We start from the raw sequence: 24320 nt of genomic DNA, 5'->3' as shown, positions 1-24320 counted from the left end.
GGCTTTTTGCATTACGCATTCGACGGTTTCGCACTTGATCTGAACCGAGGCGACCTGCGCCGCGGCGATGATGTGCTGCCGGTCGAACCCATGGCCTACGCCGTGCTGAGCCATCTGGTGCAGAATTCCGAACGTCTGGTTGCAAAGGACGAACTGGTCGAAAAGGTCTGGGACGGGCGCTTCATCTCGGACGCGGCGGTTTCGACGGTGATCAAGTCGCTGCGCCGCGCCCTTGGGGACGATGGTAAACAGCAGCGTTATATCCGCACGGTTCACGGGCGCGGGTTTCGCTTCGTCGCGGATGTTCGGATCGTGGCGCCTGCAGCCGTGACCGAGCCGCGACCGCAAGAAGATGCACAACCTGTCGAGACGGTTCCGGCGGAGCAAAAGCCCTCAATTGCGGTTCTGCCTTTCACGCTGATCGGCAGTTCCGAGGTCTATTCCGCCATTGCCGACGCGATCCCGGGAGAGCTGATCTCCATCCTTTCAAGGCTGCGCTGGCTCAAGGTCGTGGCGCGGGGGTCGAGCTTTCGGTTTCGTCCGCCGGTGCAGGATTTCGAGGCGATCCGCTCGGCGCTTGGCGTGACCTATATTTTGTCAGGAGAGGTTGAGATCCTCGGTCCCGCGCTTGGAATCGCGATCGAGCTTGTCGATGCGCGGACCTCGCAGGTCGTCTGGGGTGACCGGCTCTCGGGCAAGATCGACGATGTGCACGACATGCGCGAACAGATCGTTGCCCTGATCATTTCGGCGATGGAACTGCACATCCCGCAACACGAAGCGCAGCTTGCGCGTTTGCGTGCGCCAGCAGGTCTTGATGCCTGGTCGCTTTATCACATCGGCCTTCAGCATGCCTTCCGCTTCAACCGGGGGGACAATGCCCGTGCCGCCGACTTTTTCCAGCGTGCGACCGAACTCGATCCGCTCTTTGCCCGCGCCCATGCGGCCCAGTCCTTCGTCAGCTTCCAGGCGGCGTTTCTGCGCTATTCGACGGATCATGCGGGCGCCATCGACGATGCCAGGCGCCATGCGGAGCGGGCCGTGGAGCTTGATCCCATGGACCCGTTCGCGAATTTCAACTTCGGCCGCGCCCATTGGCTCCGGGGTGACCCGGCGGCGGGGCAGTCCTGGCTGGAACGGTCGTGCAGTCTGAGCCCCAGTTTCGCGCAGGGTTACTACGCGCATGGCTGGGCCGATCTGATGGCGGGCGATGGGCAAGTCGCCCTTGAGAACCTTGAAAAATCAATCAGCCTCAGCCCGCTTGACCCGTTCCGCTATGCGATGCTTGCGGCAAAGGGCATGGCGCATTTTCAATTGGACGAGATGGACGAGGCCGCGCGCTGGGCAGATCAGGGCGCGCGGACGCCGGGCGCGCATTATCTGATCAACGCATTTGCCGCCGTGATAAACGAAGCTGCCGGTCGCCACGATCAGGCGCAATACTGGACGCAGGAGGCGAAGGCGCGTCGCAAGGACGTTTCAGTTGAGGCTTTCTTTACTGCATTCCCGTTCAGAGACGAAGCCAGGCGGCAGGAGTTATCTGATGCACTGGTCACACTGGGATTCCCGGAACGATAGCAATCCGACTGACAGCGATGGCGTTGCGTCGGGACTAGTCCACGCGATGATCGTACGAGACCAAGAATGGCAGTTTCAAAGGCTTGGCTTTGAGAATTGACGGTTTGGTGGCATCCTGACCGGATTGAACCAGAGATTTTTCGGAGACGGTCATGGACTATATTTTCGTCGCGCGTAGCAAGAAGGGGGATGGGTTCGGCGATGATCCGGCGACCAGCCACTTCGTCGCGGTGCCGGGTAATGCCAGCAACATCCTTTTCAAGCACAAGATCACCAAGAACGAATGGCGCAAGGCGGTCATGGATGAGGCGCAGGGTGGTACGCCCAATCCGATGACCACGGGCGATATTGTTTTCTATGTTCACGGCTTCAACAATTCACAGAAGACGGTTCTGGAGCGGCACCGCAAGATCAAGAAGGGGTTGGCCGCGCATGGCTTCAAAGGTGTCGTTGTCAGCTTTGACTGGCCGAGCGGGGATGTCGCCCTCAACTATCTTGAGGACCGTGACAAGGCCAAGGCGGCGGCACATCAGCTCGTCACCGAGGGGATCGCGCTTTTCGCAAGGCTGCAGGAACCCGATTGCCGGGTCGATATGCATATCCTCGCCCATTCGATGGGCAGCTATGTCGTCCGTGAGGCCTTTGACGATGCCGATGACCGGATGTCAGTCGCCTCACAAAGCTGGTCGGTCAGTCAGGTCATGCTGATGGCGGCGGATGTCTCTGTTCATTCGCTGGATGCGGACAATTCTAAGTCTTCCTCGCTCTACCGCCACTGTGTCCGGCTGACGAACTACTACAATCCGCGGGATGAAGTGCTTTCGGTCTCGGCCGTCAAGCGGATCGGTGTCGCCCGGCGGGCGGGCAGGGTGGGGCTCGACAAGCCGCCGGTGGAGAAAGCCGCCAATGTCTATTGTGGCGAGTATTTCAAGAAGACCTATCCCGCATTGCCCGTGGACGCGCAGCATTCCCATGCTTGGTTTTTCGACGATGCGGTTTTGATGCAGGACGTCTTCTACACGATCAGCGGTGGGCTGGACCGGAACGAGTTTCCGACACGCGGGGTCACGGACAAGGGCAATCTAGCGCTGCAGGCACCGCCCGGGTGATCAAGAACGGGTCTTGTCGGCGTTCGACCCTTCAGCGGGTTGGGGTAAAATCCGCAAGTACTTCAAGATGCGGGCGGATGTCGCCGATCCGCTCGGCCACCCAGTCCGGGTTGTAGTAGGTATCCAGATAGCGCCGCCCACTGTCGCACATCAGGGTGACGATGGACCCTTCGCGCCCCGCTGCCATCATCTCGCGCGCGACCTGAAGCGCCCCCCAGATATTGGTGCCGGTCGAGGCGCCCGCCTTGCGGCCGATCAGGGTTTCAAGCCAAAGGATCGTGGCGACGCTTGCCGTATCGGGCACTTGGATCATCCGGTCGATCACGTCGTGCTGGAACGACGGTTCCACCTTTGGCCGGCCAATCCCCTCGATCCGGCTGGAACAGGCGCGGGTCAGGGTCTTGTCGCCGCTTTGATAGCTGTCGAAAAAGACGGAGTTTTCGGGATCGACCACCACGAGTTCCGTGTCGTAGCCGCGATAACGCACATAGCGGCCCAGCGTGGCCGAGGTGCCGCCGGTGCCCGCGCTCATCACGATGGCGGCGGGGATCGGATGCGGTTCACGCGCCATCTGGGTGAAAATGCTGTCGGCGATATTGTTGTTTCCGCGCCAGTCGGTGGCGCGTTCGGCATACATGAACTGATCCATGAAATAGCCGCCGGTCGTCTTGGCCAGCGCGACCGCCGCGTCATGCATTTCAGGTGCAGAGCCGACGAAATGGCACTGGCCGCCATAAAACTCGATCAGCTCGATCTTGCTGCGCGCCGTGCTTTTCGGCATCACCGCGATGAAGGGCAGGCCGAGCATGCGGGCAAAATACGCTTCCGACACGGCGGTGCTGCCGGATGAGGCCTCGATCACCGGCCGTCCCTCCTGCAGCTTGCCATTACAGAGCGCGTAGAGAAATAGCGACCGCGCCAGCCGGTGTTTCAGGCTGCCGGTCGGATGGGTGCTTTCATCCTTGAGGTAGATGTCGACGCCGATGATCCCGGGAACGTCGAGGCGGAAGAGATGCGTATCGGCCGAGCGCTGGAAATCCGCCTCGATCCGGGTGATCGCCTCACTTACCCATCCGCGCATTGTCTCGTCTCCACCTGTCATTCTGTTCCATGACCATCAGTACCGGGCACGGGATCGTATCCCGATCCACCCCAGGGATGGCAACGGGCGATGCGGCGGGCGGCAAGCCAGCCGCCCTTAAGCGCGCCGTGCTGCTCCAGCGCGTCCAGTGCGTAGACGGAACAGGTCGGCTGATATCTGCAGGAATGCCCGACCCAGGGGCTGAAGACCAGCCGATAGGCGCGCACCGGGAGCGCGAAGAGGTGGGCGAGGGGACTCACTCCGCCGACCCGTGAATATGCGCAAGAGCGCGTTTCAGATCGCGGTGCATCTCGGCGAAATCGCGGGTGGCGGTCACTTCGGGCCTGCCGATCAGAACATAGTCCCAGCCGGGACGACCCCCAGTGGGCAGGATCAGCCGGGCGATCTCGCGCAGGCGCCGCTTGGCGCGGTTGCGGGCGACGGCGTTGCCAACTTTCTTGGAACAGGTAAAGCCGATGCGGATAAGCCCCGCGTCCACCTCGTCGGCATTGCGTTCACGCGCCTGCAAGAGGAAACCGGGCGTGCCGCGCCGCCGGGCTTGGGCGGCTTTCAGGAAATCGGAACGTTTCGACAGGACCGCCAGAGAAACGGAAACCGCCGGTGGCGTCTCCGTGCCCCGGCCCATCTGGCCTTGCACGGGTGCCTCCGGCGGTGTCATGTCTTTGACTTTCCGTCTGGCCTCAGGCCGAGAGAACCTTGCGGCCCTTCGCGCGGCGGGCGTTCAGCACCCTGCGGCCGCCCTTGGTGGCCATGCGCGCACGGAAACCGTGCCGACGGGCGCGGACGAGGTTCGACGGTTGAAATGTGCGCTTCATCGCTGCAACTCCGGTACGGTGGCCCAAAGCCCGGACGGGATTCGAAGGCCGGTATCATTCGAAGCCCGGCTATTAGACGGGCGATGGTGGCAAGTCAACTCGCACGGAAGGTTTTTTTGCCTGCGCGGCACCTTGGCAGGCCGTTTCAGTGGCCCGGACCAAGTTCCGAAGTGACAGAGGTTTAATCCTCTGCAACGAATGCCTATTCTTGTAGGGACCGCAAGCCTCAAGTGGATTTCAATCAGGGCACGGCCCAGTTCGGCAGATCAGGGGAACGAAACCAGCCATGCTGTTCAATACGCTGTCCGGTCGCTTCCTGCTCTTGACGGCTGCGTTCGTAATGCTGGCCGAGATCCTTATCTTCGTTCCGTCTGTCGCGCGGTTCCGTGAAGACTACATCATGTCGCGGCTGGAGCGGGCGCAGATCGCCTCGCTGGCGCTTCTGGCTACCGATGGCATGATCGACCAGAATCTCGAACAGGAACTTCTGGCAAATGCCGAGGTCTTCAACGTTGTCCTGCGCCGGGACGAAGTGCGCCAGCTTGTCCTCTCATCGCCGATTCCCGCGCCGATCGAGCAGAGTTTCGATCTGCGCGACGCCCCGGCATGGGAACTGATCCGCGATGCGGTGGCCTGCCTTGCGGACCCGCAGAACCGGGTGATCCGGGTAATCGGTGCGCCGGTGCGGCAGGCGGGCCTCCTGATCGAGGCAACGATGGACACCGGGCCGCTGCGGTCTGCCATGATCGATTACGGTTTGCGCATTCTCGGCCTCTCGGCGCTGATCTCGGCGGTGACAGCGGCGCTCTTGTTTCTCGCGGTGCGGCGGTTGCTGGTCACGCCGATCCGGCGCGTGGTTAATCACATGTCGGTCTATGCCGAGGCGCCTGAGGACGCCCGCCGGGTGATCGAGCCGCAGTCTAAGGTGGTTGAACTGCGCGAGGCCGAAGAGGCCCTGCAAAGCATGCAGCACCAGTTGACCGGGGCGCTCAGGCAGAAGGACAGGCTGGCCCAGCTTGGCGGCGCCGTGGCCAAGGTCAGTCACGACCTGCGCAACATCCTGACCTCTGCCCAACTCTTCGCCGACCGGATGGAGACGAGCGACGACCCGATGGTCAAGCGCGCCGCGCCGAAACTGGTGAATTCGATCAGCCGGGCCGTCGGGCTCTGCGAATCCACCCTCGCCTTTGGCAAGGCCGAGGAGCCGGCGCCCACGCTCACGCGCTTCATGGTGTCGACACTTATCCGCGATGTGGTTGAAAGCGAAAAGCTTGCAGCCGGTGAGAACGACGTCGAGTTCGTGACTGACGTTCCGCAAACCCTCGCGGTTCGGGCCGATCACGAACAGCTTTACCGCGTGCTGACCAATCTCGTGCGCAATGCCCGTCAGGCAATCGAGGCGACACGCGCGCCGGGAACGATTGAGATCAGCGCCGGCGAAGAGGAAGAAGGCTGGTGGCTGCGGGTCGGCGATACGGGCCCCGGCCTGCCGGAACGGGCGCGGGAACACCTGTTTCAGCCGTTTCAGGGAGGATTCCGCAAGGGCGGGACGGGACTTGGCCTTGCCATTTCGGCCGAACTCATCCGCGGCCATGGCGGGCGGCTGGAACTCCTAAGATCCGACGCGGAGGGAACAGAATTCGTCATCCATCTGCCGCGAGACCTAGTGCTCGGCCTCGCGGCGCCCGCCACCCGGATAGTCGCAGCGACGGAAGCGTGACCCTTCGCCGGTTTTGCCCTTGCAATGCCCCGCCGGGGTCGCTAAATGCCACCGCACGCACCCGTAGCTCAGCTGGATAGAGCACCAGACTACGAATCTGGGGGTCAGGAGTTCGAATCTCTTCGGGTGCGCCATTTCCTCCCATGAACAAAATCCGATTGCCGAGCGTCGACGTTATGGTCCGCCGCCGCATTGGTCCTTGCGGATCCAGCGCAGTTCCCGTGATCCGGCAAGTGCACCGGTGGTCGGTAGGATATTCTTGCAACAAACTGATCGCCACTTCGACCAGTGAACTGAATGCCATGGAATGGCCAGAATCTCTTTGCCTAGATGCAACGAAAGATTGAACGGAAGGAGTCATCATTATGGGATTTACGGAAGCAATTCGGACCTGCCTGCGGGAAAAATACTTTACTTTCAAAGGCCGCGCGTCGCGGTCCGAATATTGGTACTACACGCTGTTCATGTTCCTCGTGTGGATGGTGCTGGCTGCGGCGTTCTTTGGCCTCGGCGGATTTGATGCAGTCGAAACGCTCGAATTCACGACGATGAACTACATTGTCGGTGGTATCGCGCTGATCGTGTTCATCGGCCTTTACATCCCGTCCATCGCCGTCATGGTCCGTCGGTTCCACGACCGGAACCTGTCCGGCTGGTGGGTTCTGGCGGTGTTCATCCTGAGCAACATTCCCTATGTCGGCTTTCTGGTCAGCATCGCCAGCCTGGTCATAACGGTGCTGAAAGGTACCGATGGCGACAACCGGTTCGGGCCTGACCCGCTGAGGGTTCAGAACGGTGCGGAAGTCTTCGCCTGACCGACTGTTGCGCTGCATCAGGCTATTGAGCATTCTGGTGGCGCTGGTCATGTCGGCCAGCGCCGTCACTGCTCAGGTTCAGGGTCCCGACTATTCTGTCGTCGAACGCGTCGCCGCTCCGCGCGGCGAGAATTGGCCCGCATACAGCGAAACCGCGGCGCGGAATGGCGCGCAGAGCACGGCCGATTATGTCAGCAAGCTGGTCGGCCGACTGGCGACCGGAAAGGCGAGGACCAGTCGGGTGCCGGTCGGTCCCGGAACTATCGATCTGAATCTCGGCGGGTTCGGTGTGTTCCTTGTGGTCGTCGTTTTGGCGACTGCACTTCTGCTCTGGCTCAAGTTCGGCGGTTCCGGCGTGTTGCTGGACCGAGCGCCTTCTGAAGATGCACGGCGTCAGGAAGCCCCGGAGAGCTGGAATATCGGACCGCGTGACAATCTGGGTACCACTCAGGATCTTCTCGACCGACTGGCCGCGATGCCGGACCGGGGTGCTGCGCTCGTTTTTCTGCTGCGTCATTGCCTGCTGGCGGCGGCTACGGCCACCGGCACCCGGTTTGCGCGTTCCGATACCGAGCGGCGCGCCTTTCGCAGGCTGCCAGACCACTGGTCGCACCATGGCGGACTTGAGACAATTCTGCGTCGAACCGAGTTGGCACATTACGGTGGACGTCCGGTTGCGGAGGATGCGTTTCAGAATGCCCTGTCGGCCGGGCGTGCCATTCTAGATGCCGGAAAGGTGAGGGCCGCGAGCCATGTCTGATCCGTCGCGATATGTTGGCCGGGACAAGGAGTCGCGCGCCACGGTCATCTTCGTGATCGGTCTTCTGATCGCTGGTGTCGCTTTGTTGACGTTGTTCGGTTCCGGTGTCGCCGACCGGGCGCTTGACCGGTCTCCGATCGGGCTCAGGGCAATCGGTCCCTGGCTGCGACAGGCGGAATTGCCAGCACGCGTGTCCCACCCACGACTGCACCCCCGGGTCGAGGATCTCGGTCTTCGCGTCCTGCCGCTTTTCGACATCGATCTTGGATATGAGGAAGGTCCGCCTGAGACACTCGAAGACCGAATGAACAGCACAACGCTGCGTGACATCGATCTGGACAATTTCACGACCAAGATCACTGAGATACCGACGGTCGTCCTTTTGCCGAAATGGCGCGGTGCGATGGTCGAGACCGGTATTGCCCACGACCAGTCCCTGATCCCACTTGGCGACCTCTACAAGCTCAAGAATCAGATCGGGCTGGAACGCGCGGGTCTGCATCGTGGCGGTCCAGAGTTCGCCGAAGTCGAAGTGGAACCGGGCCAGACCATTGCCCTGTTCCACGCGCAGACCTTCGTTGCCAGCATCCTGCCAGACCATTGCCGCTCGGAACTGGCTTTCGCGGGCGGAGTGCTGGTCATGGCCTGCGATCAGGACGAGGTCGGGTTTCCGGTCTATTTCGTCGCCGACCCGGATCTGATGAACAATCACGGGCTGGGGGTCGCCGATAACGCCGCTTTCGTGCCGGCCTTGCTCGACCGGCTTCGCGGGAGCGGAGACCTGCCGGTCTACATCGACAACAGCCCGGACCTTCTGACCACAATCGAACGCGAAGAAGAGCGGCAGGATTATTCCCGCGGCTATGAGGAATTCGCGCGATTCTTCGACTATCCGTTCACCGTCTTCTGGGCGGCGTTGCTGATGGTGCTGGCAGTTCTCTTCTGGCGCGGAGCGGTGCGGTTCGGTCCACTGGATACCGGCGAACGCTTCGCGGTCGAACGATCGAAACGTGCCGCGATCACCGCCAAGGCGCGCCTCTTGCGGTTGTCGGGCAGCGATGGGCGCATGGTGGCGGATTTTGTCCGCACCCAGTTGAACGACCTTGCGATGCGCAGTTTTGGCGGTCAGCCAATGCAGGATGTCGAACGCCGCTTCCTGACCTTTATCGCCCGGCGCGACCCCGATCTCGCGCGCGACTTCGGCGCATTGGCGGATGATCTGATACAAAACGCGGCCTCAATGCCCGAGGCGCAGCTACACCGAAATCTCGCCCATTATCATTCCCTTCTGAAAAGAGTGGTGACCATCCATGGACCTGTCTGAATTCCAATCGCTCGCCGACGACATACGCGGCGAAATCGGCAGTGTCGTTCAGGGCCAGAGACCGCTGATCGACATGCTGCTTGTTTCGGTCTTCGCCCGTGGCCACTGCCTGCTGGAAGGACCGCCGGGGACCGCCAAGACGCTTCTGGCGCGGTGCCTTGCTCAGGTTGTCGACCTCGATTTCGGGCGCGTGCAGTTCACGCCCGACCTGATGCCCGGCGATGTGCTGGGGGTGAACCTCTTCAATTTCGAAACCAATGAGTTTCGCCTGACCAAGGGTCCGGTCTTTACCGACATCCTTCTGGCCGACGAAATCAACCGCGCCCCGCCGAAAACGCAGGCGGCACTTTTGCAGGCGATGAACGAACGTGAGGTGACGATCGACGGCACCACCCATCCGCTTGGCGCCGATTTCTTCGTGATCGCGACGCAAAACCCGATCGAACAGCACGGCACCTATCCGCTGCCCGAGGCGCAGCTCGACCGGTTCCTGTTCAAACTCCTGGTGGATTTTTCCGACCGGCAGGCGGAGATCGACATCCTGAAGCGCAGCGCGGGTCTGCCGCTGGATGCCGACAGCGGCCGCAAGGAACTGCGCAAGGTCATGACGCGGGCTAAATTGCGCGCGGGCCATGCGCTGGTCGATTCGATCCGCCTCGACGAAACCATCCTGAGTTACATCGTCGATCTGGTCCGCGCGACGCGGCAGGATGGCGAGATCCAGCACGGCGCCTCCACCCGGGCGGCCAACGCGATTGCCGGGGCGGTGCGGGCCAAGGCCGCGCTTGACGGGCGGGATTATGCGATCCCGGACGACGTGCAGGCTTTGCTGATCCCGGCGCTTCGGCATCGTCTGGTGCTTGGCCCGACGGCCGAGATCGAGGGCCGGACCTCGGACGACGTGCTGACCACGATCCTCAGCCGCACCGACGCGCCGCGCTAGATGCGACCGTCCCGCCGCCTTGTCGCGCTGGTCCTGATACTGGCCGCGCTGACCGTTCTGATCGGGCTTATCCGTCAGGATGGTGGCATCGCTGCATCCATCCTCTGGGGCGCGGCGGTCCTTCTGGCGCTTGCCGATCTGGCTTTGTCGCCGTCCGCGAAAGGCTTCGCCGTCGAGGCCGATCTGGCGGAAACAGGTTTTGTCGGCAAGACGGCCGCACTCTCGCTCGATATCGCCTCCCGGCGCGGGACCTTGCCGCAACGCTTCGATCTGCGGCTCACGCATGACCCCGGTATCGCGACCGGCGAAGCGGTGTTTGCGGTCGAGCCGGAGGCGGACAGCCGGGCTGTTGGGGTAAAGGTTCCACTTGACCTCGTGGAACGGGGCGAGGCGGCGTTGCATCGGCTTTCGATGCGCTTTGCGTCCCGCTTCGGCCTTTTCGACATTCTGCCGCGCTGGCCGCTGGCCCTTAAGGTCGACATCGTTCCTGACGTGGCCCCCGTACATAGTGGCGAGATCCAGACCCGGATGCTGCCGCTGCTGGATGGTTTGAAGGACATGAACCTGCGCGGCGAAGGGTCCGAGTTTCACCAGTTGCGGGATTTCCAGCAAGGCATGGACCCGCGCAATATCGACTGGAAACGCTCGGCGCGGCTGCGCGGCCTCGTCGCCCGCGAAACACGGGCCGAGCGCAACCATCAGATCGTCATCGGACTGGATTGCGGCCATCTCATGGGCGAACGGATCGGCAAGCTCTCCAAGCTCGACCATGCGATCAATGCGGCGCTGGCGCTGACTTGGGCGGGCGGACTTGGCGGCGACAATGTCGGCTTCTTCAGCTTCGCCAGCTGTCCGCAGAGCTTCCTGCCGCCCCGCCCCGGACGCCGCGCCTTCGGTCAGATTCAGAAGCACAGCGCCGCCCTGAAACAGGAAAGCGCCGAAACCAACCACACGCTGGGCCTGACCCAGTTGAACAGCCATCTCGACCGCCGCTCGCTCGTCGTCATCTTTTCGGATTTCGTCGACAGCGTGACGGCGGAATTGCTGATCGAGAACCTCGCGGTGATGACGCGCCACCACCTGATCCTCTATGTTGCGCTTCAGGACCCGGAGCTTGAGGCCTTCGCCCAACCCGATGATGTAGCGATGACCGCGGTGGCCAATGCGATTTCGGCCCGGCAGATGCTGTTCGAACGTCGCCACGTTCTCGACCGGCTGCGCCGTCTCGGGGTCCTGTGTCTTGACACGACGCCCGACAAGCTGACCGCCGGTCTTATCTCGCGCTACATCGACATCAAATCGCAGGAACTCATATGACGGGCAGGGTCGCAGATCAGGTTGACCTCATCCGGTCGTCCCGCTTCCGCGCCGAGCGCGAGGCGGGCTGGGTCGAGCTTGACCGGCTGATCACCCGCACCGAAAAGTCGGGCACTGTCGCGCTGAGTTACGAAGAGGCGCAGAGCCTTGCCAGCCTCTACCGGCAGGCGATGAACTCACTCAGCGTGGCGCGGTCGATCTCGATGGACAAGGCGCTTCTGGCCTATCTCGAAGCGCTTTGCGCGCGCGCCTATCTGGTCGTCTACGCACCGCAGGAAAGCATCCGTGGGGCAGTGGCCCGGCTGTTTTCACACGGCATTCCCCGCGCCGTTCGGCGTTCGGCCCTGCCGCTCGCCGTAGGTTTCATCGCAATGTTCCTTGGCGCTGTCGTCGGATACCTGCTTTATTTTCAGGACCCCGGCTGGTTCTTTACCTTCGTCCCGCCGGAGATGTCCGATGGCAGGGTGCCGGGCGCGTCCGTCAGTTATCTGCGGGAAACGCTTTATGAAACCGGCGGCCGGGATGGTGAATCACTTGGCGTATTCGCCTCGTTCCTGTTTTCGCACAACACCGGCATCGCGATCTTCATCTTCGCGCTCGGGGTCTTTGCCACGCTGCCGAGTTTCGTGCTGACGTTCTACAACGGCCTTCTCCTCGGGGCGTTTTTTGCGATGTTCGCCGAGGCGGGGCTGGCGCTTGACCTCTTCGCGTGGCTGTCGATCCATGGCGTGACCGAGTTGTCGGCGATCTGTGTCGCCTGCGCGGGCGGTGCGCAGCTTGGGCTGGCGGTGCTCTTGCCGGGCAACCGGACGCGCGGCGCCGCTTTGCGCGAGGCGGGGCACGACGCGGTGAAGCTGATCATTCTGGCCGGCCTCATGCTGATCGTTGCGGCCTTTGTTGAAGGGTTCCTGCGCCAGCTTGTTCAGGGCATCGGCCCACGTCTGCTGATCGGATGGGGGCTGGGTCTGGCATGGCTGGCGTGGCTGGCCCTTGCCGGGCGCGAACCTAGCTCGACATCGGCGCAAGAACCAGAGGCGGACCTTCGATGAAAGACAGGACCGCCGATATCCTGCCGCCGGAAGGTGTGCCGATCACCTTCCTTATTTCATCCGGCGGCGCGCGCTTCGGTGCGCAATTGCTGGATATCGTGATCACCTTCGGCGGGTTGCTGGCGCTTTTCTTCGCGCTCATCTGGGTCGGCGTCTTTGACTGGTCCATCATCGCCACCCTGTTCCTGCTGGTCATCTTCTTCATCCGGATTCCCTATTACATCTTCTCGGAACTCGTCTGGAACGGGCGGACCTTGGGCAAAAGGATCGTCGGGATACGGGTCATAAGCGGTGATGGCGGGCGGCTCACACCGCATCAGATCGTCGCCCGCAACCTGATGAAAGAGGTCGAGGTGTTCATGCCCCTGACCACGCTGATGTCCGGAACGATCGAAGACGGCTGGGTCGGGCTTGCGATGTTCGCCTGGGTCATGCTGGTCCTCGCGGTGCCGGTGTTCAACAAGCGCCGACAGCGGCTTGGCGACATGATCGCGGGCACGCTGGTTGTGGATCAACCGCGTTCCGTTCTGATGCCCGATCTTGCGGTCCAGACCCGCGTGAATGAGACGGGATTTATCCTCGATACCGCGCAATTGGAAATTTACGGCCGGTTCGAGTTGCAGGTTCTGGAAGAGATCCTGCGCGAGAAGCCTAGAACGGCCGAGGCAAGGTCCCGTGTGGCGGAAGTCGCGCGCACGATCCGCCGCAAGATCGGGTTCGACGAGACGGTGGCAAACCACGATGATTGGGAATTCCTGTCGGATTTCTACCGTCAGCAACGTCAGTATCTGGAAAGCCGACAACTCTTCGGGGATGCGCGCGAAGACAAGTTCCACGAAAAGGCCAAGGCAGCGGGGGCCGCAAAGCCCTCCCGGTAATTCGCGTCAGCCTGCCTAGCTGCGCAACCGCCAGCCGGTGCGGAAGATGAACCACACCGCACCAAGCCCGAGGCAAAGGAAAATCGCCACCGCGATGAGCGACGCGGCGACCGGCACGTCGGCCTGCCCGAAGAACGACCAGCGGAAGCCCGAGACGAGGTAGAGGACCGGGTTCAGTTTCGCGACGCCTTCCCAGAAGGGCGGCAGCATCGAGGCTGAATAGAACGCGCCGCCAAGGAACACCAAAGGCGTGATCACCATCAGCGGGATGAATTGCAATTGCTGCCAGTCCTTCGCCCAGATGCCAATAAGGAACCCGAAGAGCGAGAAGCTGAAGGCGGTCAGGATCAGGAAACCGAGAGCCCAGAACGGATGCAGCATAGGCAGGTCGACGAAGAAGAGGGCCGTCAGATAGATGACCGCAGCGATAATCGTCGATTTCAGTGCGGCGGCCCCGACATAGCCCAGCACGATCTCGAAGAAGGATACCGGCGCGGCAAGAATTTCGTACATGGTCCCGATAAACTTCGGAAAGAAGATGCCGGACGAGGCATTGGAGATCGACTGCTGCAACACCGTCAGCATGATCAGCCCCGGCACGATGAAGGCGCCGTAGCTGATCCCCTCGACCGACTGGATGCGCCCCCCAATCGCCGCGCCAAAGACGACGAAGTAAAGCACTGTCGAAACGACCGGCGACGCGAGCGATTCCCAAGGCGTCCGCCAGAACCGCGCCATTTCATGGTTGAAGATCGTGCGTATCGCCTGCCAGTTCATGCCCGTTCCTCCTCCACCAGCCGCAGGAACACATCCTCAAGCGAGGATTGCTCGGTCGAGAGGTCACGCACCGCGATCCCCTCGGCGGCGAACCCCGCCAGAAGCCGGGCAATGCCCGACCGGTCGGCGCGGGCGTCGTAGTCATAGCTCACATGCATCCCGTCCGCCGACAACGTCACCCCGTCGCCCGCCAAATCAGCGGGCAGGGCCGCCATCGCCTCGGTCAGCTCAACCGTCAGTCGCTTGCGGCCAAACTCATGCATCAGTTCGGCCTTATCCCGCACGAGCATCAGCCGCCCCCTGTCAATGACTCCGACCCGGTCGGCCATCTCCTCGGCCTCTTCCAGATAATGGGTGGTCAGGATCACCGTCACGCCTTCCTCGCGCAGACGCCGGACGACGCCCCACATCTCGCGGCGCAGGTTCACATCGACACCGGCGGTCGGTTCATCGAGGAACAGAACCTTCGGCCCGTGCGACAGGGCCTTGGCGATCAGCACCCGCCGCTTCATGCCGCCCGACAGTTCCATCAGTTTGGCGTCCCGCTTGTCATAAAGCGCCAGCGATTTCAGCACGCCTTCCAGATAGGCATCATCCGGCGCCTTGCCGTAAAGGCCGCGGCTGAAGCGGACGGTGTTGATCACCGTCTCGAACATCTCGACGGAGATTTCCTGCGGCACGAGCCCGATCAGCGACCGCGCCGCCCTGTAATCGCGCACCACGTCATGGCCGCCGACCCGGACGGTCCCGCCCGTGGGCGTCACCAGCCCGCAGGTGATCGAGATGAAGGTGGTCTTGCCCGCGCCGTTCGGCCCCAGAAGGGCAAGGATCTCACCCTGATGGATGTCGAGCGTGACATCCGTCAGCGCGACCGTGCCGCTGGCATAGGTCTTGGAAAGGTCGCGGACCTCGATGATCGGCTGCATGGGGGCCTCCTCTTCGCGGAGGCGAGGCTATGCGCGGACGGGCAGGAAGGGAAGCGGCATCCTGCCGCCTCCCGACAGGTTCACCGCCGGCGGTCGCGACGGGCGCTCATCGGCTGAAAGGCGACGCCGACATGGGCCTCGCAATAGGGTTTGCCGGGCTGCGAGGCGAGGCCGCAGAACCAAAAATCCTCGGTCGCCGGGTCGCCGATCGGCCATTTGCAGGTCCGCTCGGTGAGTTCCATGAGGGAAATTTTGCGCGCCTTCTTCTCTACCTCGCGGACAGAGGCCAGCGCCTCGGGGCTGATCTCGCCGGCCGAGGGTTGCGGCGGCAGCGGCTGACCGGCCGGGATGATCGGCTTGCGCGCGGGCGTGGACGACGGGGCGGTCTGGGCCGGTTCGGGACGCGGCGCGGGTTTTGCCTCGGCCTTGGCAGGCGCTGGCTTCGGGGCCGCTGCGCGCGGTTCGGCCTTGGGCGCCGGGTCTGCCGCCTTGGCCTTTGCCGGTTCCGGCGCTCCACCTGCACGGTTCGACAGGCCGAGGCGGTGCACCTTGCCGATCACCGCATTGCGGGTCACGCCGCCCAGTTCCTTGGCGATCTGGCTGGCCGACTGGCCCTCGGTCCACATCTTCTTCAGGGTCTCGACGCGTTCGTCGGTCCAGGACATATTCGATCCTCGGCTTGGTGACCCCCATTGGCGGCAGTGGCCGGGCGGGTCGTGAATGGCACTCGTCCCATTTTAGTCGGGACGTGCCGAGATACAAGCGAGGGGCGCGAGAATCAAGCCCGTGCTGTCTCGTCCGGGCTGAAGGTCGCAGGCGGTTGCGGCGCGCGGTTGACCGACAGGTTGAAGATGTCAGGGCGGGCATAGTGGCCGGCGACGTCAAATTTCCTTCGCGACGCCTTTGCAGCCGCGACGTCGATGTCAACCGACAAAAGCCCCTTCTCGGCATGCATCGGGCCCGCTGCGACGCCACCGAACGGCTGGTAGACCACGGCGTCCCCCGGATTGATCCATTCCTTCGGATCGGGAAAGACCGCATCCCGGTGGGGCAGGGTGTCGGGGATATCGGACGCCTCAAGTGCGGTGGCGCAGCCCAGCACCCAGACACCGCCTTCCCGCGCGATGTGCTGCATGGTGGCAAGCCAGGTCGGCCCGCTGTCCCATGTCGGCGCGACGTAGATGTCGATGTTCTGGGCATAGAGCGCGAACCGCGCGAGCGGCATGTAGTTCTCCCAGCAGATCAGCGTGCCGACCCGTCCAACCGCAGTTTCGACCACGCGCAACCCCTGGCCGTCGCCGGTGCCCCAGACCATGCGCTCGGGATTGGTTGGCATCAGCTTGCGGTGGTTGTTGAGGATCTCGCCATCGGCGTCGATGATGGCACAGCTGTTGAAAAGCGTGCTGCCGCTAAAGCGCCCGTCGATCTCCTGATGGCCGACCACCGCCACCATGCCGTGTTCGCGCGCGGCCTCACGGATCGGGCGCAGGCCGTCGCGCGACAGGTCGACCGAGTTTGCCTGCGACAGGCGGAACAGCTCGTCCGTCACACCCATGCCGCGCCCCGGCAGGAGCCGCCAGACAAAGGTCGGGTAGCCGGGGAACCAGACCTCGGGAAAGACGATCATCTCGCATCCCTCACTGGCTGCCTGCGCCATCAAAGCGACGGCGCGCTCCATCGAGCGCTCCAGATCGAGATAGACCGGCGGTTCCTGTACCAGACTGACTTTCATGAACTTCCCCTCCCCTTGTTGTCCGGACCGTAACATAAACCGCGCCGATTGGCCCCCCGTGGCCAAGTTGCAATGGACATCGGCCGGATTCGCGGCTATTGGCCACGTCATGACGCACCGGACCCGCCCTTTCGCCCGTCCCCGACGCCGCCGCATCCGCGCCTGACGTCCGTCTTCCCGTGGCCCCGCCACATCCCCCATATCGTTGACTTGGCCCGCGCCCTGAGGCACCCATTGGCCTTCCCTTACGGAGTTCACCCATGATCCCGTCGATCCTGCCCACCTATAACCGCGCTCCCCTTTCTTTCGTGAAGGGCGAAGGCTCATGGCTGATCGAGGCCGACGGGTCGCGATATCTCGACCTCGGCGCCGGGATCGCGGTCAATGCGCTCGGCCATGCCAATCCCGATCTGGTGGCGGCGCTCACCGAACAGGCGGGCAAGCTCTGGCACGTCTCGAACCTCTACCAGATCCCCGAACAGCAGAGGCTCGCCGACCTTCTGGTCGAGAATACCTTCGCAGATACCGCCTTCTTCACCAATTCCGGGACCGAGGCGGCGGAGCTTGCGATCAAGATGGCGCGGAAATACTGGTATGAGAAGGGGGCGCCGCGCGAAGAGATCCTTGCCTTCGAAGGCGCGTTCCACGGCCGCTCGACCGGCGCGATCGCGGCGGCCGGATCGGAGAAAATGGTCAAGGGCTACGGGCCCCTGATGCCCGGCTTCCGGCAACTCCCCTGGGGCGACATGGACGCCCTGAAGGCGGCGATCAGCGACAAGACCTGCGCGGTGATGGTAGAGCCCATTCAGGGCGAGGGCGGCATCCGGCCGATGGCCGACGCCGATCTGAAATTCCTGCGCGCGCTTTGCGATCAGACCGGCGCGCTTCTGATCTTTGACGAGGTGCAATGCGGTGTCGCCCGCACCGGTCGGCTCTTCGCGCATGAATGGGCGGGCGTCACGCCCGATATCATGATGGTCGCCAAGGGCATCGGCGGCGGCTTCCCGCTGGGCGCGGTGCTGGCCACCGAGAACGCCGCCTCCGGCATGATCGCAGGCACCCATGGGTCCACCTATGGCGGCAACCCCCTGGCCTGTGCCGTGGGCGCGAAAGTGATGGAGATCGTCACCGACCCCGCTTTCCTCGCCGAGGTCAACCGTAAGGCGGGCCTCCTGCGACAGAAGCTCGAAGGGCTGGTTTCAGCCCATCCCGACATCTTCGAAGGCGTCCGGGGCCAAGGCCTCATGCTCGGACTTAAATGCAAGGCGGCACCTGCCGATATCGTCAAGGCGGGCTATGCCCAGCATATCCTGACGGTGCCGGCCGCCGACAATGCGCTCCGCCTGCTGCCGCCGCTCACCATCACTGATGAAGAGATCGCCGAGGCCGTCAGCCGCCTCGATGCCGCTGCGACCGCACTCGAAACCGCACCTTCTTCTGTTTGAAAATACCTCCCGGGGGTCCGGGGGCAGGAAGCCCCCGGTGCCCGGTATAAAGGACGACGCCGATGAACCATTTCCTCGATATCCACAAGACCACGCAATCCGACCTCCGGGCGATGATCGACCAGGCCCGCGCGATGAAGGATGCCCGCAACAACCGCCCCAAGGGGATGCGCGACGATGAAACCCCGCTTTCCGGGCGGCTCATCGCGCTCATCTTCGAAAAGCCCTCGACCCGGACCCGCGTTTCCTTCGATGTCGGCGCCCGCCAGATGGGGGCAGAGACGATGGTGCTGTCGGGCAAGGAAATGCAGCTCGGCCATGGCGAGAGTATCGCCGACACTGCCCGCGTCCTCTCACGCTTCGTCGACCTGATCATGCTGCGCACCTTTGAGGAGGCGACGCTTCTGGAGATGGCCGAACATGCGACCGTGCCGGTGATCAACGGGCTGACGGATGCCAGTCATCCCTGCCAGATCATGGCCGATATCGTGACCTATGAGGAACATCGCGGCCCCATCGCCGGGCGCAAGTTCGTCTGGTCGGGCGACGGCAACAATGTCTGCTCAAGCTGGCTGCATGCGGCTGGCCAGTTCGGCTTCGACCTGACCTTCACCGGCCCCGAAACGCTCGACCCCGATCCCCGCGCCGTGGCCTTCGCCCGCGAGCGCGGTTCGAAGGTGGAGATCGTGCGCGACCCGCTGGAAGCCGCGAAGGGTGCCGACGCCATCGTCACCGATACCTGGGTCTCGATGCACGACCCCGAAAGCGCGCGCGAACGGCGGCACAACCAGCTGCGCCCCTATCAGGTCAATGCCGACATGATGGGACAGGCGAAACCGGATTCGCTCTTCATGCACTGCCTGCCCGCGCACCGGAACGAAGAAGCCACCAACGAGGTCATGGATGGCCCGCATTCGGTGATCTTCGACGAAAGCGAAAACCGGCTTCATGCGCAAAAGGCGATCCTGCGCTACTGTCTCGGCGTTTGAAACGGCGGTGCAGCCGAGGGTGGCGTGACACCCTATCCCGAACCTGCGGGCAATGATCAGAATGCACGGAACCGGCATTGCAACCGGTGGACAGGTCGCGACAGTGAGTTCCGGCACCGCACATCGTTGTATACGGCGTTAAAGCGCGCCTGTTTTTACACGCGCCGGAAACACACTACGTCTTGCTCTTTCGACACCACTTCCATACCCGAAGATCGGATCGACGCGAACATCCGATCGAGGTCCTTATCTCCGTTCGGATACGCATGCGGATGGGTTTCGAGGATAATCAAGGACATACGTGACAGGAGATCGTGCTCCGAGTCGATGAGTGCCAGTTCAGCGCCCTCTATGTCGCAGACCAGTGCGAACGGACCTTCGGGCAGGTCCTTTACAAGATCGGAAAGCCGCGCAGTCGGCACCTCAATGCCACCTGCCGCTGCACCGACGCGGCCATTGTGGGCGTTTTCGCCGGGTGCAAACATGACAGTATTCGCGCCGGAATAATCTATGGCTGCCCCAACCATACAGGTTTTCCCAGCATCCGCTCCCTGCTTCGCATTGGCTTCGCAGATCGGACGCAGTTTCGGGTCCGCCTCCACCACGATATGAACCGCCTTTGGACCGATCACACTGCGGATCAGTGCCGACACAATTCCCATGCAGCCGCCGAGTTCGATGACATTGGTGTCTGTGGCCAGAAAGCGCCGGACCATGTCGGCCTCGCTTTGCTCATACGGGCGGCCCCGGGCCAGCTTGTAGCTGAAAACAGGGTCAATTCCGTCGGGAATGCGCACATTGACGCCGTGGGGTGCAAACACCTCCGTATTTCGGCCCAGAAGTTTGCGGAAGAAAAGATAAGCGCGGCGTCTGAAGGCCTTCATGGCGCGATTCCTAAAGTTCTGTGCGTCGCAAAGAAGTGCAATTCAGTTCGGTATGGAACGGGTGCTCACATCGCGAATGCAGGGGCCCGGAGTGTTTCCGGGCCCTCAATTTTTTTCGGACGGGATCACTCCTGATCCGCGTCGGCCTTTTCCTTTTTCTCCGGCGCGATTTCTTCGCCGGTTTCCTGATCGACCATCTTCATGCCAAGGCGCACCTTGCCGCGGTCGTCGAATCCGAGAAGCTTGACCTTCACTTCCTGACCTTCTTTCAGCACCTCGTTCGGGTGCTGCAGGCGCTTGTTTGCGATCTGGGACACATGGACCAGACCGTCGCGCTTGCCGAAGAAGTTCACGAAAGCGCCGAAATCGACCAGCTTCACGACCTTGCCGGTATAGATCTTGCCCTCTTCCGGCTCGGCCACGATCGAGTAGATCATGTCGTAGGCCTTCTTGATCGACTCGGCATTGGCCGACGCGATCTTGATCACGCCGTCGTCGTTGATATCGACCTTGGCGCCCGACACTTCGACGATCTCGCGGATGACCTTACCGCCCGAGCCGATCACTTCGCGGATCTTGTCGGTGGGCACGGTCATCGTCTCGATGCGCGGGGCATGGGCGGAGAACTCGCTCCGGCCTTCGGTCAGCGCCTTGGCCATCTCGCCGAGGATGTGCATCCGACCGTCTTTCGCCTGCGCCAGCGCCTGTTCCATGATCGCGGGCGTGATGCCCGCTACCTTGATGTCCATCTGGAGCGAGGTGATGCCGTTTTCCGTACCCGCGACCTTGAAGTCCATGTCGCCGAGGTGATCCTCGTCGCCAAGAATGTCGGTCAGGACCGCGTATTTGCCGTCATCTTCCAGGATCAGGCCCATGGCGACACCGGCGACCGGCGCCTTCAGGGGTACGCCCGCATCCATCATCGACAGCGACGAGCCGCAGACCGTGGCCATGGACGACGAGCCGTTCGATTCCGTGATCTCCGACACGACGCGGATCGTGTAGGGGAAGTCGGTCGGCGCCGGCAGAACCGCCTGAAGCGCGCGCCACGCGAGTTTCCCGTGGCCGATCTCACGACGGCCCGGAGGACCGAAACGGCCAACCTCGCCGACCGAATAGGGCGGGAAGTTGTAGTGCAGAAGGAAGTTCGAGCGGAAATTGCCGTGCAGCGCGTCGATGATCTGCTCATCCTCGCCGGTGCCGAGCGTGGTGATCACGAGGCCCTGGGTCTCGCCGCGGGTGAAGAGCGCCGAACCATGCGTGCGCGGCAGGATGCCGACTTCCGACACGATCGGGCGAACCGTCTTGGTGTCGCGGCCGTCGATGCGCTTGCCGTTGGCAACGACATCGCCGCGCAGGATCGACGATTCCAGCTTCTTGAAGGCCGAGCCGAGATTGGCGTCGTCCAGTTCCTCTTCCGTGAGCGTCGCCTTAACGGCGTCGCGGGCGGCGGCGATGGCGTTGGTGCGCTCCTGCTTGTCGAGGATCGCGAAGGCCGCGCGCATCTGCGTCTCTCCCGCCGATTTCACCTTGCCGTAAAGCTCGGAATAGTCCGGCGGAGTGAAGTCGAAGGGTTCCTTGGCCGAAGCCTCGGCGAAGGCGATGATCAGGTCGATCACCGGCTGCATCGCCTCATGGCCGAACTTCACGGCGCCCAGCATCTCGGCCTCGGAAAGCTCATAGGCCTCCGATTCCACCATCATCACCGCGTCCTTGGTGCCCGCGACGACGAGGTCGAGCCGTTGCTCGGGGTTCATGCGCAACTGGTCCATGTCGCTGACTTCGGGGTTCAGCACATATTCGCCGTTCGAGAAGCCGACGCGCGCAGCGCCGATCGGGCCCATGAAGGGCACGCCCGAGATGGTCAGCGCCGCCGAGGCCGCGATCATCGCGACGATGTCGGGATCGTTGACGAGGTCGTGGGAAAGAACCGTGCAGATCACCAGAACTTCGTTCTTGAAGCCATCGACGAAAAGCGGACGGATCGGACGGTCGATCAGGCGCGAGGTCAGCGTTTCCTTTTCCGAAGGACGCCCTTCACGCTTGAAAAAGCCGCCCGGGATCTTGCCAGCGGCATAGGTCTTTTCCTGATAATGCACGGTCAGCGGGAAGAAGTCCTGCCCCGGCTTCTGTTGACGGGCATAGGTCACGTTGGCCATGACGGATGTCTCGCCAAGGGTGGCGATGACCGAACCGTCGGCCTGACGGGCAACCTTTCCCGTTTCCAGTGTCAGCTCTTCCTGGCCCCACTGGATGGATTTCTTTGTCACGTTGAACATATATCGTTTCCTCTTGGAGGCACGCACGGGCGTATCCCGTGTCCTCCTTTTTGCATAGCGGCCCCATTGCCGCCGCCCCCAATCCTTCGCATGCGCCCGGGGGCATGGGCTCACGTCACAGATGGAGCGGGGCCATACAGGAAAACGGAGAGGTTGGGAAGGGGCGGGTTGGGGCTGGGGCTGGGCAGCTAGTCCAACTCCTTAACAATCCGGAAGCCACGATATTGGCTTCTCTCCATTTTTGGGCCGATCGCCCTCCGACTGGCTGCGCGCGCGCCATCCAAGGGCGATCCAAACCCGCCGCCACGCGCCGTACGTTCTTCACAGCTTTCACTGAAGCTCTTGTCCAGCCATTCGCTCGTAGTCGACCAACCCTCGTAACGCATCGTATAGCAGGAAAGCGTTATCTCGCCTGCGTTGCCGGACATGTGCCGCAAGTCCCAGCGATTGGTGGCGTCCATTTCATTCACCGGCACCGGGTAGCCGAGATTGCGCAGGTCTGGCCGATCCTTGTGCAATACCATTTCGGTCGCCTGACCTGATGTATTCACCTGATCCGGGCTCGGCTCGAACCCTTGGGCAAATCGCGTTGTCGTACCGGCACGCGCTGCATATTCCCATTCCGCTTCGGTCGGCAGCCTGTAGGCATCGGTACCCAGCTTTCGGTTCAGCCATGCGACATAGGCTTGCGCATCTGAATACGACACTCTCAGAACCGGGTAGTTCCCGCCGATCTTCAGGAACCGATCCTCGACAATTGCGTCAAGCATCGAGCTGCTCGACGGAAGATGCGAGAACCGTACGTCGGTCAGTGACCGGATGATCGCATCCTTCGTTCCCACGCGACCAATCCGGTTGTCCGGGACATAGCCATTGCACCCACCGTCCTCGATGCACGCCATCCATTCGGCATAGGTCACTTCGTTACGCCCCATGGCGATGGGGATGTCGACTACGACGCGGTGTTGCGGGCCTTCATTGTCGGGGATGTAGGGATTGTCCTCTGTCGCCATACGGATGGCGCCATCCCGGTAATAGACGATCCGCCGGAACTCATCATCGGGCGCGCCCATGACAAACTCGCCCAGTGGCAGTTCGATCATCTCCGGGCAGACCTCGCAGTCGCGGAAGATGTCCAGCGGCGCGGCATAGGCGGCGAAAGCCAACAGAAGCCAAGCGGCCAAGGCGTGGAGTGTGAACTTCACCTAAACGACCTTTCCGAAACCATATCGCCGTCTCCGCGCCCTTCTGGACGAGCGACCGATCAAGCCGACGCGATATCTGCGACCCCGGCAGACACGTTGCCATACGTTTTGCCGACACTTTGCAGACGCTGTGCCGACGGGCCTCATCCGCTGCAAACTGATGCTCAGAGCGTCAGGTGACGTGCCCTTGCGCCGCGTTCTATGGCGGCGGCGTGGAGTCGATCGATGGTCAATTCGTGGCGGATTTCCTCCAGAAGCCTCAACTCCCCCTGCCGGATCGTGCCGTCTGCCGCTGCCACATCGCAGGCCAAAGCATAGGCGGTTTCCCAAAGCCGGTCGGGCAACGCGTCCCTGACCATGGCAAATAGCGTGTCGAGGCCGTCTTCATCTTCCATTAGCTTGTAGACTGTCTCGGCGACCTCTTTCGCGTTGTCGATGTCGTAGTCGGCAAAGATCGGCAGGTGGTTGACCTGACGTTCGATGGCGACGAGTTCGGAGGTACGGATCGTCTCATCCGAGACCGAGACGGTGACCATGATCGCGACAAGGGCGTCCTGGGCGGAGAAGGCGGGAAGGGTATGGGGCAATGGCTCTGTCCTTTCGGGCTTTGAAGGGCAAATTATTGACGATCCCGCCCCCGTTCAATAGGAGACGGGGCTTGTGGCACACGGGG

At 62.4% G+C, this 24320-nt stretch carries 24 protein-coding genes and 1 tRNA gene; 13 read left to right on the top strand and 12 right to left on the bottom strand.

Translation table 11 applies throughout. From position 1 onward, the window contains the following. Window positions 1-6: 6 nt before the first annotated feature. Window positions 7-1578: a winged helix-turn-helix domain-containing protein gene (locus OEZ71_RS06540; protein WP_263739152.1), complete on the top strand. Its 1572-nt coding sequence runs from the start codon at window positions 7-9 to the stop codon at window positions 1576-1578. A 152-nt stretch (window positions 1579-1730) separates the two neighbouring features. Continuing rightward, on the top strand, window positions 1731-2687 hold the full coding sequence (locus OEZ71_RS06535; protein ID WP_263739151.1) for an alpha/beta hydrolase: 957 nt from the start codon (window positions 1731-1733) through the stop codon (window positions 2685-2687). Between the two features lie 31 nt (window positions 2688-2718). Here OEZ71_RS06535 and OEZ71_RS06530 read toward each other — a convergent pair whose 3' ends face one another. Genes OEZ71_RS06530 through rpmH form a run of 4 tightly spaced genes read right to left on the bottom strand, consistent with a single transcriptional unit; the run spans window position 2719 to window position 4604 of the window. Continuing rightward, window positions 2719-3768 (bottom strand): PLP-dependent cysteine synthase family protein, encoded by a 1050-nt coding sequence (locus OEZ71_RS06530; protein ID WP_263739150.1) that lies wholly within the window; start codon window positions 3766-3768, stop codon window positions 2719-2721. Between the two features lie 17 nt (window positions 3769-3785). After that, window positions 3786-4028, bottom strand: coding sequence for a membrane protein insertion efficiency factor YidD (yidD, locus tag OEZ71_RS06525; protein WP_263739149.1), 243 nt, complete (start codon window positions 4026-4028; stop codon window positions 3786-3788). After that, window positions 4025-4447: a ribonuclease P protein component gene (gene rnpA, locus OEZ71_RS06520; RefSeq protein ID WP_263739148.1), complete on the bottom strand. Its 423-nt coding sequence runs from the start codon at window positions 4445-4447 to the stop codon at window positions 4025-4027. Before rnpA ends, yidD begins: the two co-directional genes overlap by 4 nt. A gap of 22 nt (window positions 4448-4469) precedes the next feature. Further along, window positions 4470-4604: a 50S ribosomal protein L34 gene (gene rpmH / locus OEZ71_RS06515; protein ID WP_073061402.1), complete on the bottom strand. Its 135-nt coding sequence runs from the start codon at window positions 4602-4604 to the stop codon at window positions 4470-4472. Between the two features lie 286 nt (window positions 4605-4890). On the opposite strand from rpmH, the gene OEZ71_RS06510 reads away from it, so the two are divergent. The 9 genes from OEZ71_RS06510 (at window position 4891) to OEZ71_RS06470 (ending at window position 13410) form a co-directional block, all read left to right on the top strand. Continuing rightward, the gene (locus OEZ71_RS06510; RefSeq protein WP_263739147.1) at window positions 4891-6324 is read left to right on the top strand and encodes a sensor histidine kinase; all 1434 of its coding nucleotides are present in this window, start codon (window positions 4891-4893) and stop codon (window positions 6322-6324) included. A gap of 57 nt (window positions 6325-6381) precedes the next feature. After that, window positions 6382-6458: transfer RNA gene (locus OEZ71_RS06505), tRNA-Arg, on the top strand. Window positions 6459-6689: 231 nt separating this feature from the next. Beyond that, a complete protein-coding gene (locus tag OEZ71_RS06500) occupies window positions 6690-7139 on the top strand; it encodes a DUF805 domain-containing protein (protein ID WP_263739146.1) in 450 nt (149 codons plus the stop codon). A 25-nt stretch (window positions 7140-7164) separates the two neighbouring features. After that, window positions 7165-7899 carry a hypothetical protein gene (locus tag OEZ71_RS06495; RefSeq protein ID WP_263739145.1) on the top strand — a complete coding sequence of 245 codons (735 nt, stop codon included), beginning with the start codon at window positions 7165-7167 and terminating at the stop codon, window positions 7897-7899. Then, window positions 7892-9223: a hypothetical protein gene (locus OEZ71_RS06490; RefSeq protein ID WP_263739144.1), complete on the top strand. Its 1332-nt coding sequence runs from the start codon at window positions 7892-7894 to the stop codon at window positions 9221-9223. Before OEZ71_RS06495 ends, OEZ71_RS06490 begins: the two co-directional genes overlap by 8 nt. Continuing rightward, the gene (locus OEZ71_RS06485) at window positions 9210-10166 is read left to right on the top strand and encodes an AAA family ATPase (protein WP_263739143.1); all 957 of its coding nucleotides are present in this window, start codon (window positions 9210-9212) and stop codon (window positions 10164-10166) included. The genes OEZ71_RS06490 and OEZ71_RS06485 overlap by 14 nt, the downstream gene beginning before the upstream one ends. After that, on the top strand, window positions 10167-11483 hold the full coding sequence (locus tag OEZ71_RS06480) for a DUF58 domain-containing protein (protein ID WP_263739142.1): 1317 nt from the start codon (window positions 10167-10169) through the stop codon (window positions 11481-11483). It begins immediately after the preceding gene. Beyond that, window positions 11480-12532, top strand: coding sequence for a stage II sporulation protein M (locus OEZ71_RS06475; protein WP_263739141.1), 1053 nt, complete (start codon window positions 11480-11482; stop codon window positions 12530-12532). The genes OEZ71_RS06480 and OEZ71_RS06475 overlap by 4 nt, the downstream gene beginning before the upstream one ends. After that, window positions 12529-13410 carry an RDD family protein gene (locus tag OEZ71_RS06470; RefSeq protein WP_263739140.1) on the top strand — a complete coding sequence of 294 codons (882 nt, stop codon included), beginning with the start codon at window positions 12529-12531 and terminating at the stop codon, window positions 13408-13410. Before OEZ71_RS06475 ends, OEZ71_RS06470 begins: the two co-directional genes overlap by 4 nt. Window positions 13411-13425: 15 nt before the next feature. Here the strand turns inward: OEZ71_RS06470 and OEZ71_RS06465 are convergent, their stop codons facing one another. The 4 genes from OEZ71_RS06465 to OEZ71_RS06450 all read right to left on the bottom strand — a co-directional run bounded on the left by OEZ71_RS06465 (window position 13426) and on the right by OEZ71_RS06450 (window position 16845). Continuing rightward, a complete protein-coding gene (locus tag OEZ71_RS06465) occupies window positions 13426-14187 on the bottom strand; it encodes an ABC transporter permease (protein ID WP_263739139.1) in 762 nt (253 codons plus the stop codon). Continuing rightward, complete coding sequence (locus OEZ71_RS06460) at window positions 14184-15113, bottom strand: ABC transporter ATP-binding protein (RefSeq protein WP_263739138.1); 930 nt, start codon at window positions 15111-15113, stop codon at window positions 14184-14186. Before OEZ71_RS06460 ends, OEZ71_RS06465 begins: the two co-directional genes overlap by 4 nt. Before the next feature lie 80 nt (window positions 15114-15193). After that, window positions 15194-15778 (bottom strand): GcrA family cell cycle regulator, encoded by a 585-nt coding sequence (locus OEZ71_RS06455; RefSeq protein ID WP_263739137.1) that lies wholly within the window; start codon window positions 15776-15778, stop codon window positions 15194-15196. Window positions 15779-15891: 113 nt separating this feature from the next. After that, complete coding sequence (locus OEZ71_RS06450) at window positions 15892-16845, bottom strand: carbon-nitrogen hydrolase family protein (protein WP_263739136.1); 954 nt, start codon at window positions 16843-16845, stop codon at window positions 15892-15894. A gap of 260 nt (window positions 16846-17105) precedes the next feature. Between OEZ71_RS06450 and OEZ71_RS06445 the strand changes: the two genes are divergently transcribed. Further along, the gene (locus OEZ71_RS06445) at window positions 17106-18290 is read left to right on the top strand and encodes an aspartate aminotransferase family protein (RefSeq protein ID WP_263739135.1); all 1185 of its coding nucleotides are present in this window, start codon (window positions 17106-17108) and stop codon (window positions 18288-18290) included. A gap of 62 nt (window positions 18291-18352) precedes the next feature. Beyond that, complete coding sequence (gene argF / locus OEZ71_RS06440; RefSeq protein ID WP_263739134.1) at window positions 18353-19279, top strand: ornithine carbamoyltransferase; 927 nt, start codon at window positions 18353-18355, stop codon at window positions 19277-19279. 155 nt (window positions 19280-19434) lie between these two features. On the opposite strand, the gene OEZ71_RS06435 is transcribed toward argF, so the two are convergent. From OEZ71_RS06435 to OEZ71_RS06420, 4 genes are all read right to left on the bottom strand, one after another. Continuing rightward, a complete protein-coding gene (locus tag OEZ71_RS06435) occupies window positions 19435-20163 on the bottom strand; it encodes an FkbM family methyltransferase (protein WP_263739133.1) in 729 nt (242 codons plus the stop codon). 125 nt (window positions 20164-20288) lie between these two features. Beyond that, the gene (gene pnp, locus OEZ71_RS06430) at window positions 20289-22442 is read right to left on the bottom strand and encodes a polyribonucleotide nucleotidyltransferase (protein WP_263739132.1); all 2154 of its coding nucleotides are present in this window, start codon (window positions 22440-22442) and stop codon (window positions 20289-20291) included. A 188-nt stretch (window positions 22443-22630) separates the two neighbouring features. After that, window positions 22631-23647, bottom strand: a complete 1017-nt coding sequence (locus OEZ71_RS06425; protein ID WP_263739131.1) for a formylglycine-generating enzyme family protein — start codon at window positions 23645-23647, stop codon at window positions 22631-22633. A 164-nt stretch (window positions 23648-23811) separates the two neighbouring features. Beyond that, window positions 23812-24234, bottom strand: coding sequence for a tellurite resistance TerB family protein (locus OEZ71_RS06420; protein ID WP_263739130.1), 423 nt, complete (start codon window positions 24232-24234; stop codon window positions 23812-23814). Window positions 24235-24320: the final 86 nt, after the last annotated feature.

The sequence above is a fragment of the Albidovulum litorale genome, assembly GCF_025751495.1.
In the GTDB taxonomy this organism is placed as follows: Bacteria; Pseudomonadota; Alphaproteobacteria; order Rhodobacterales; family Rhodobacteraceae; genus Albidovulum; species Albidovulum litorale.
Note: the sequence above shows the minus strand (reverse complement) of the source record. Positions and strands in the feature narration are given on the sequence as shown.

Bases quoted from the DNA above. Each gene is read 5' to 3' on its own strand.
- OEZ71_RS06445 (WP_263739135.1), top strand. From the start codon at position 17,106: ATGATCCCGTCGATCCTGCCCACCTATAACCGCGCTCCCCTTTCTTTC.
- OEZ71_RS06490 (WP_263739144.1), top strand. From the start codon at position 7,892: ATGTCTGATCCGTCGCGATATGTTGGCCGGGACAAGGAGTCGCGCGCC.
- OEZ71_RS06475 (WP_263739141.1), top strand. From the start codon at position 11,480: ATGACGGGCAGGGTCGCAGATCAGGTTGACCTCATCCGGTCGTCCCGC.
- OEZ71_RS06470 (WP_263739140.1), top strand. From the start codon at position 12,529: ATGAAAGACAGGACCGCCGATATCCTGCCGCCGGAAGGTGTGCCGATC.
- OEZ71_RS06480 (WP_263739142.1), top strand. From the start codon at position 10,167: ATGCGACCGTCCCGCCGCCTTGTCGCGCTGGTCCTGATACTGGCCGCG.
- OEZ71_RS06465 (WP_263739139.1), bottom strand. From the start codon at position 14,187: ATGAACTGGCAGGCGATACGCACGATCTTCAACCATGAAATGGCGCGG.
- OEZ71_RS06455 (WP_263739137.1), bottom strand. From the start codon at position 15,778: ATGTCCTGGACCGACGAACGCGTCGAGACCCTGAAGAAGATGTGGACC.
- pnp (WP_263739132.1), bottom strand. From the start codon at position 22,442: ATGTTCAACGTGACAAAGAAATCCATCCAGTGGGGCCAGGAAGAGCTG.
- OEZ71_RS06530 (WP_263739150.1), bottom strand. From the start codon at position 3,768: ATGCGCGGATGGGTAAGTGAGGCGATCACCCGGATCGAGGCGGATTTC.
- argF (WP_263739134.1), top strand. From the start codon at position 18,353: ATGAACCATTTCCTCGATATCCACAAGACCACGCAATCCGACCTCCGG.
- OEZ71_RS06510 (WP_263739147.1), top strand. From the start codon at position 4,891: ATGCTGTTCAATACGCTGTCCGGTCGCTTCCTGCTCTTGACGGCTGCG.
- OEZ71_RS06500 (WP_263739146.1), top strand. From the start codon at position 6,690: ATGGGATTTACGGAAGCAATTCGGACCTGCCTGCGGGAAAAATACTTT.
- OEZ71_RS06535 (WP_263739151.1), top strand. From the start codon at position 1,731: ATGGACTATATTTTCGTCGCGCGTAGCAAGAAGGGGGATGGGTTCGGC.
- OEZ71_RS06450 (WP_263739136.1), bottom strand. From the start codon at position 16,845: ATGAAAGTCAGTCTGGTACAGGAACCGCCGGTCTATCTCGATCTGGAG.
- OEZ71_RS06460 (WP_263739138.1), bottom strand. From the start codon at position 15,113: ATGCAGCCGATCATCGAGGTCCGCGACCTTTCCAAGACCTATGCCAGC.
- OEZ71_RS06435 (WP_263739133.1), bottom strand. From the start codon at position 20,163: ATGAAGGCCTTCAGACGCCGCGCTTATCTTTTCTTCCGCAAACTTCTG.
- rpmH (WP_073061402.1), bottom strand. From the start codon at position 4,604: ATGAAGCGCACATTTCAACCGTCGAACCTCGTCCGCGCCCGTCGGCAC.
- rnpA (WP_263739148.1), bottom strand. From the start codon at position 4,447: ATGACACCGCCGGAGGCACCCGTGCAAGGCCAGATGGGCCGGGGCACG.
- OEZ71_RS06485 (WP_263739143.1), top strand. From the start codon at position 9,210: ATGGACCTGTCTGAATTCCAATCGCTCGCCGACGACATACGCGGCGAA.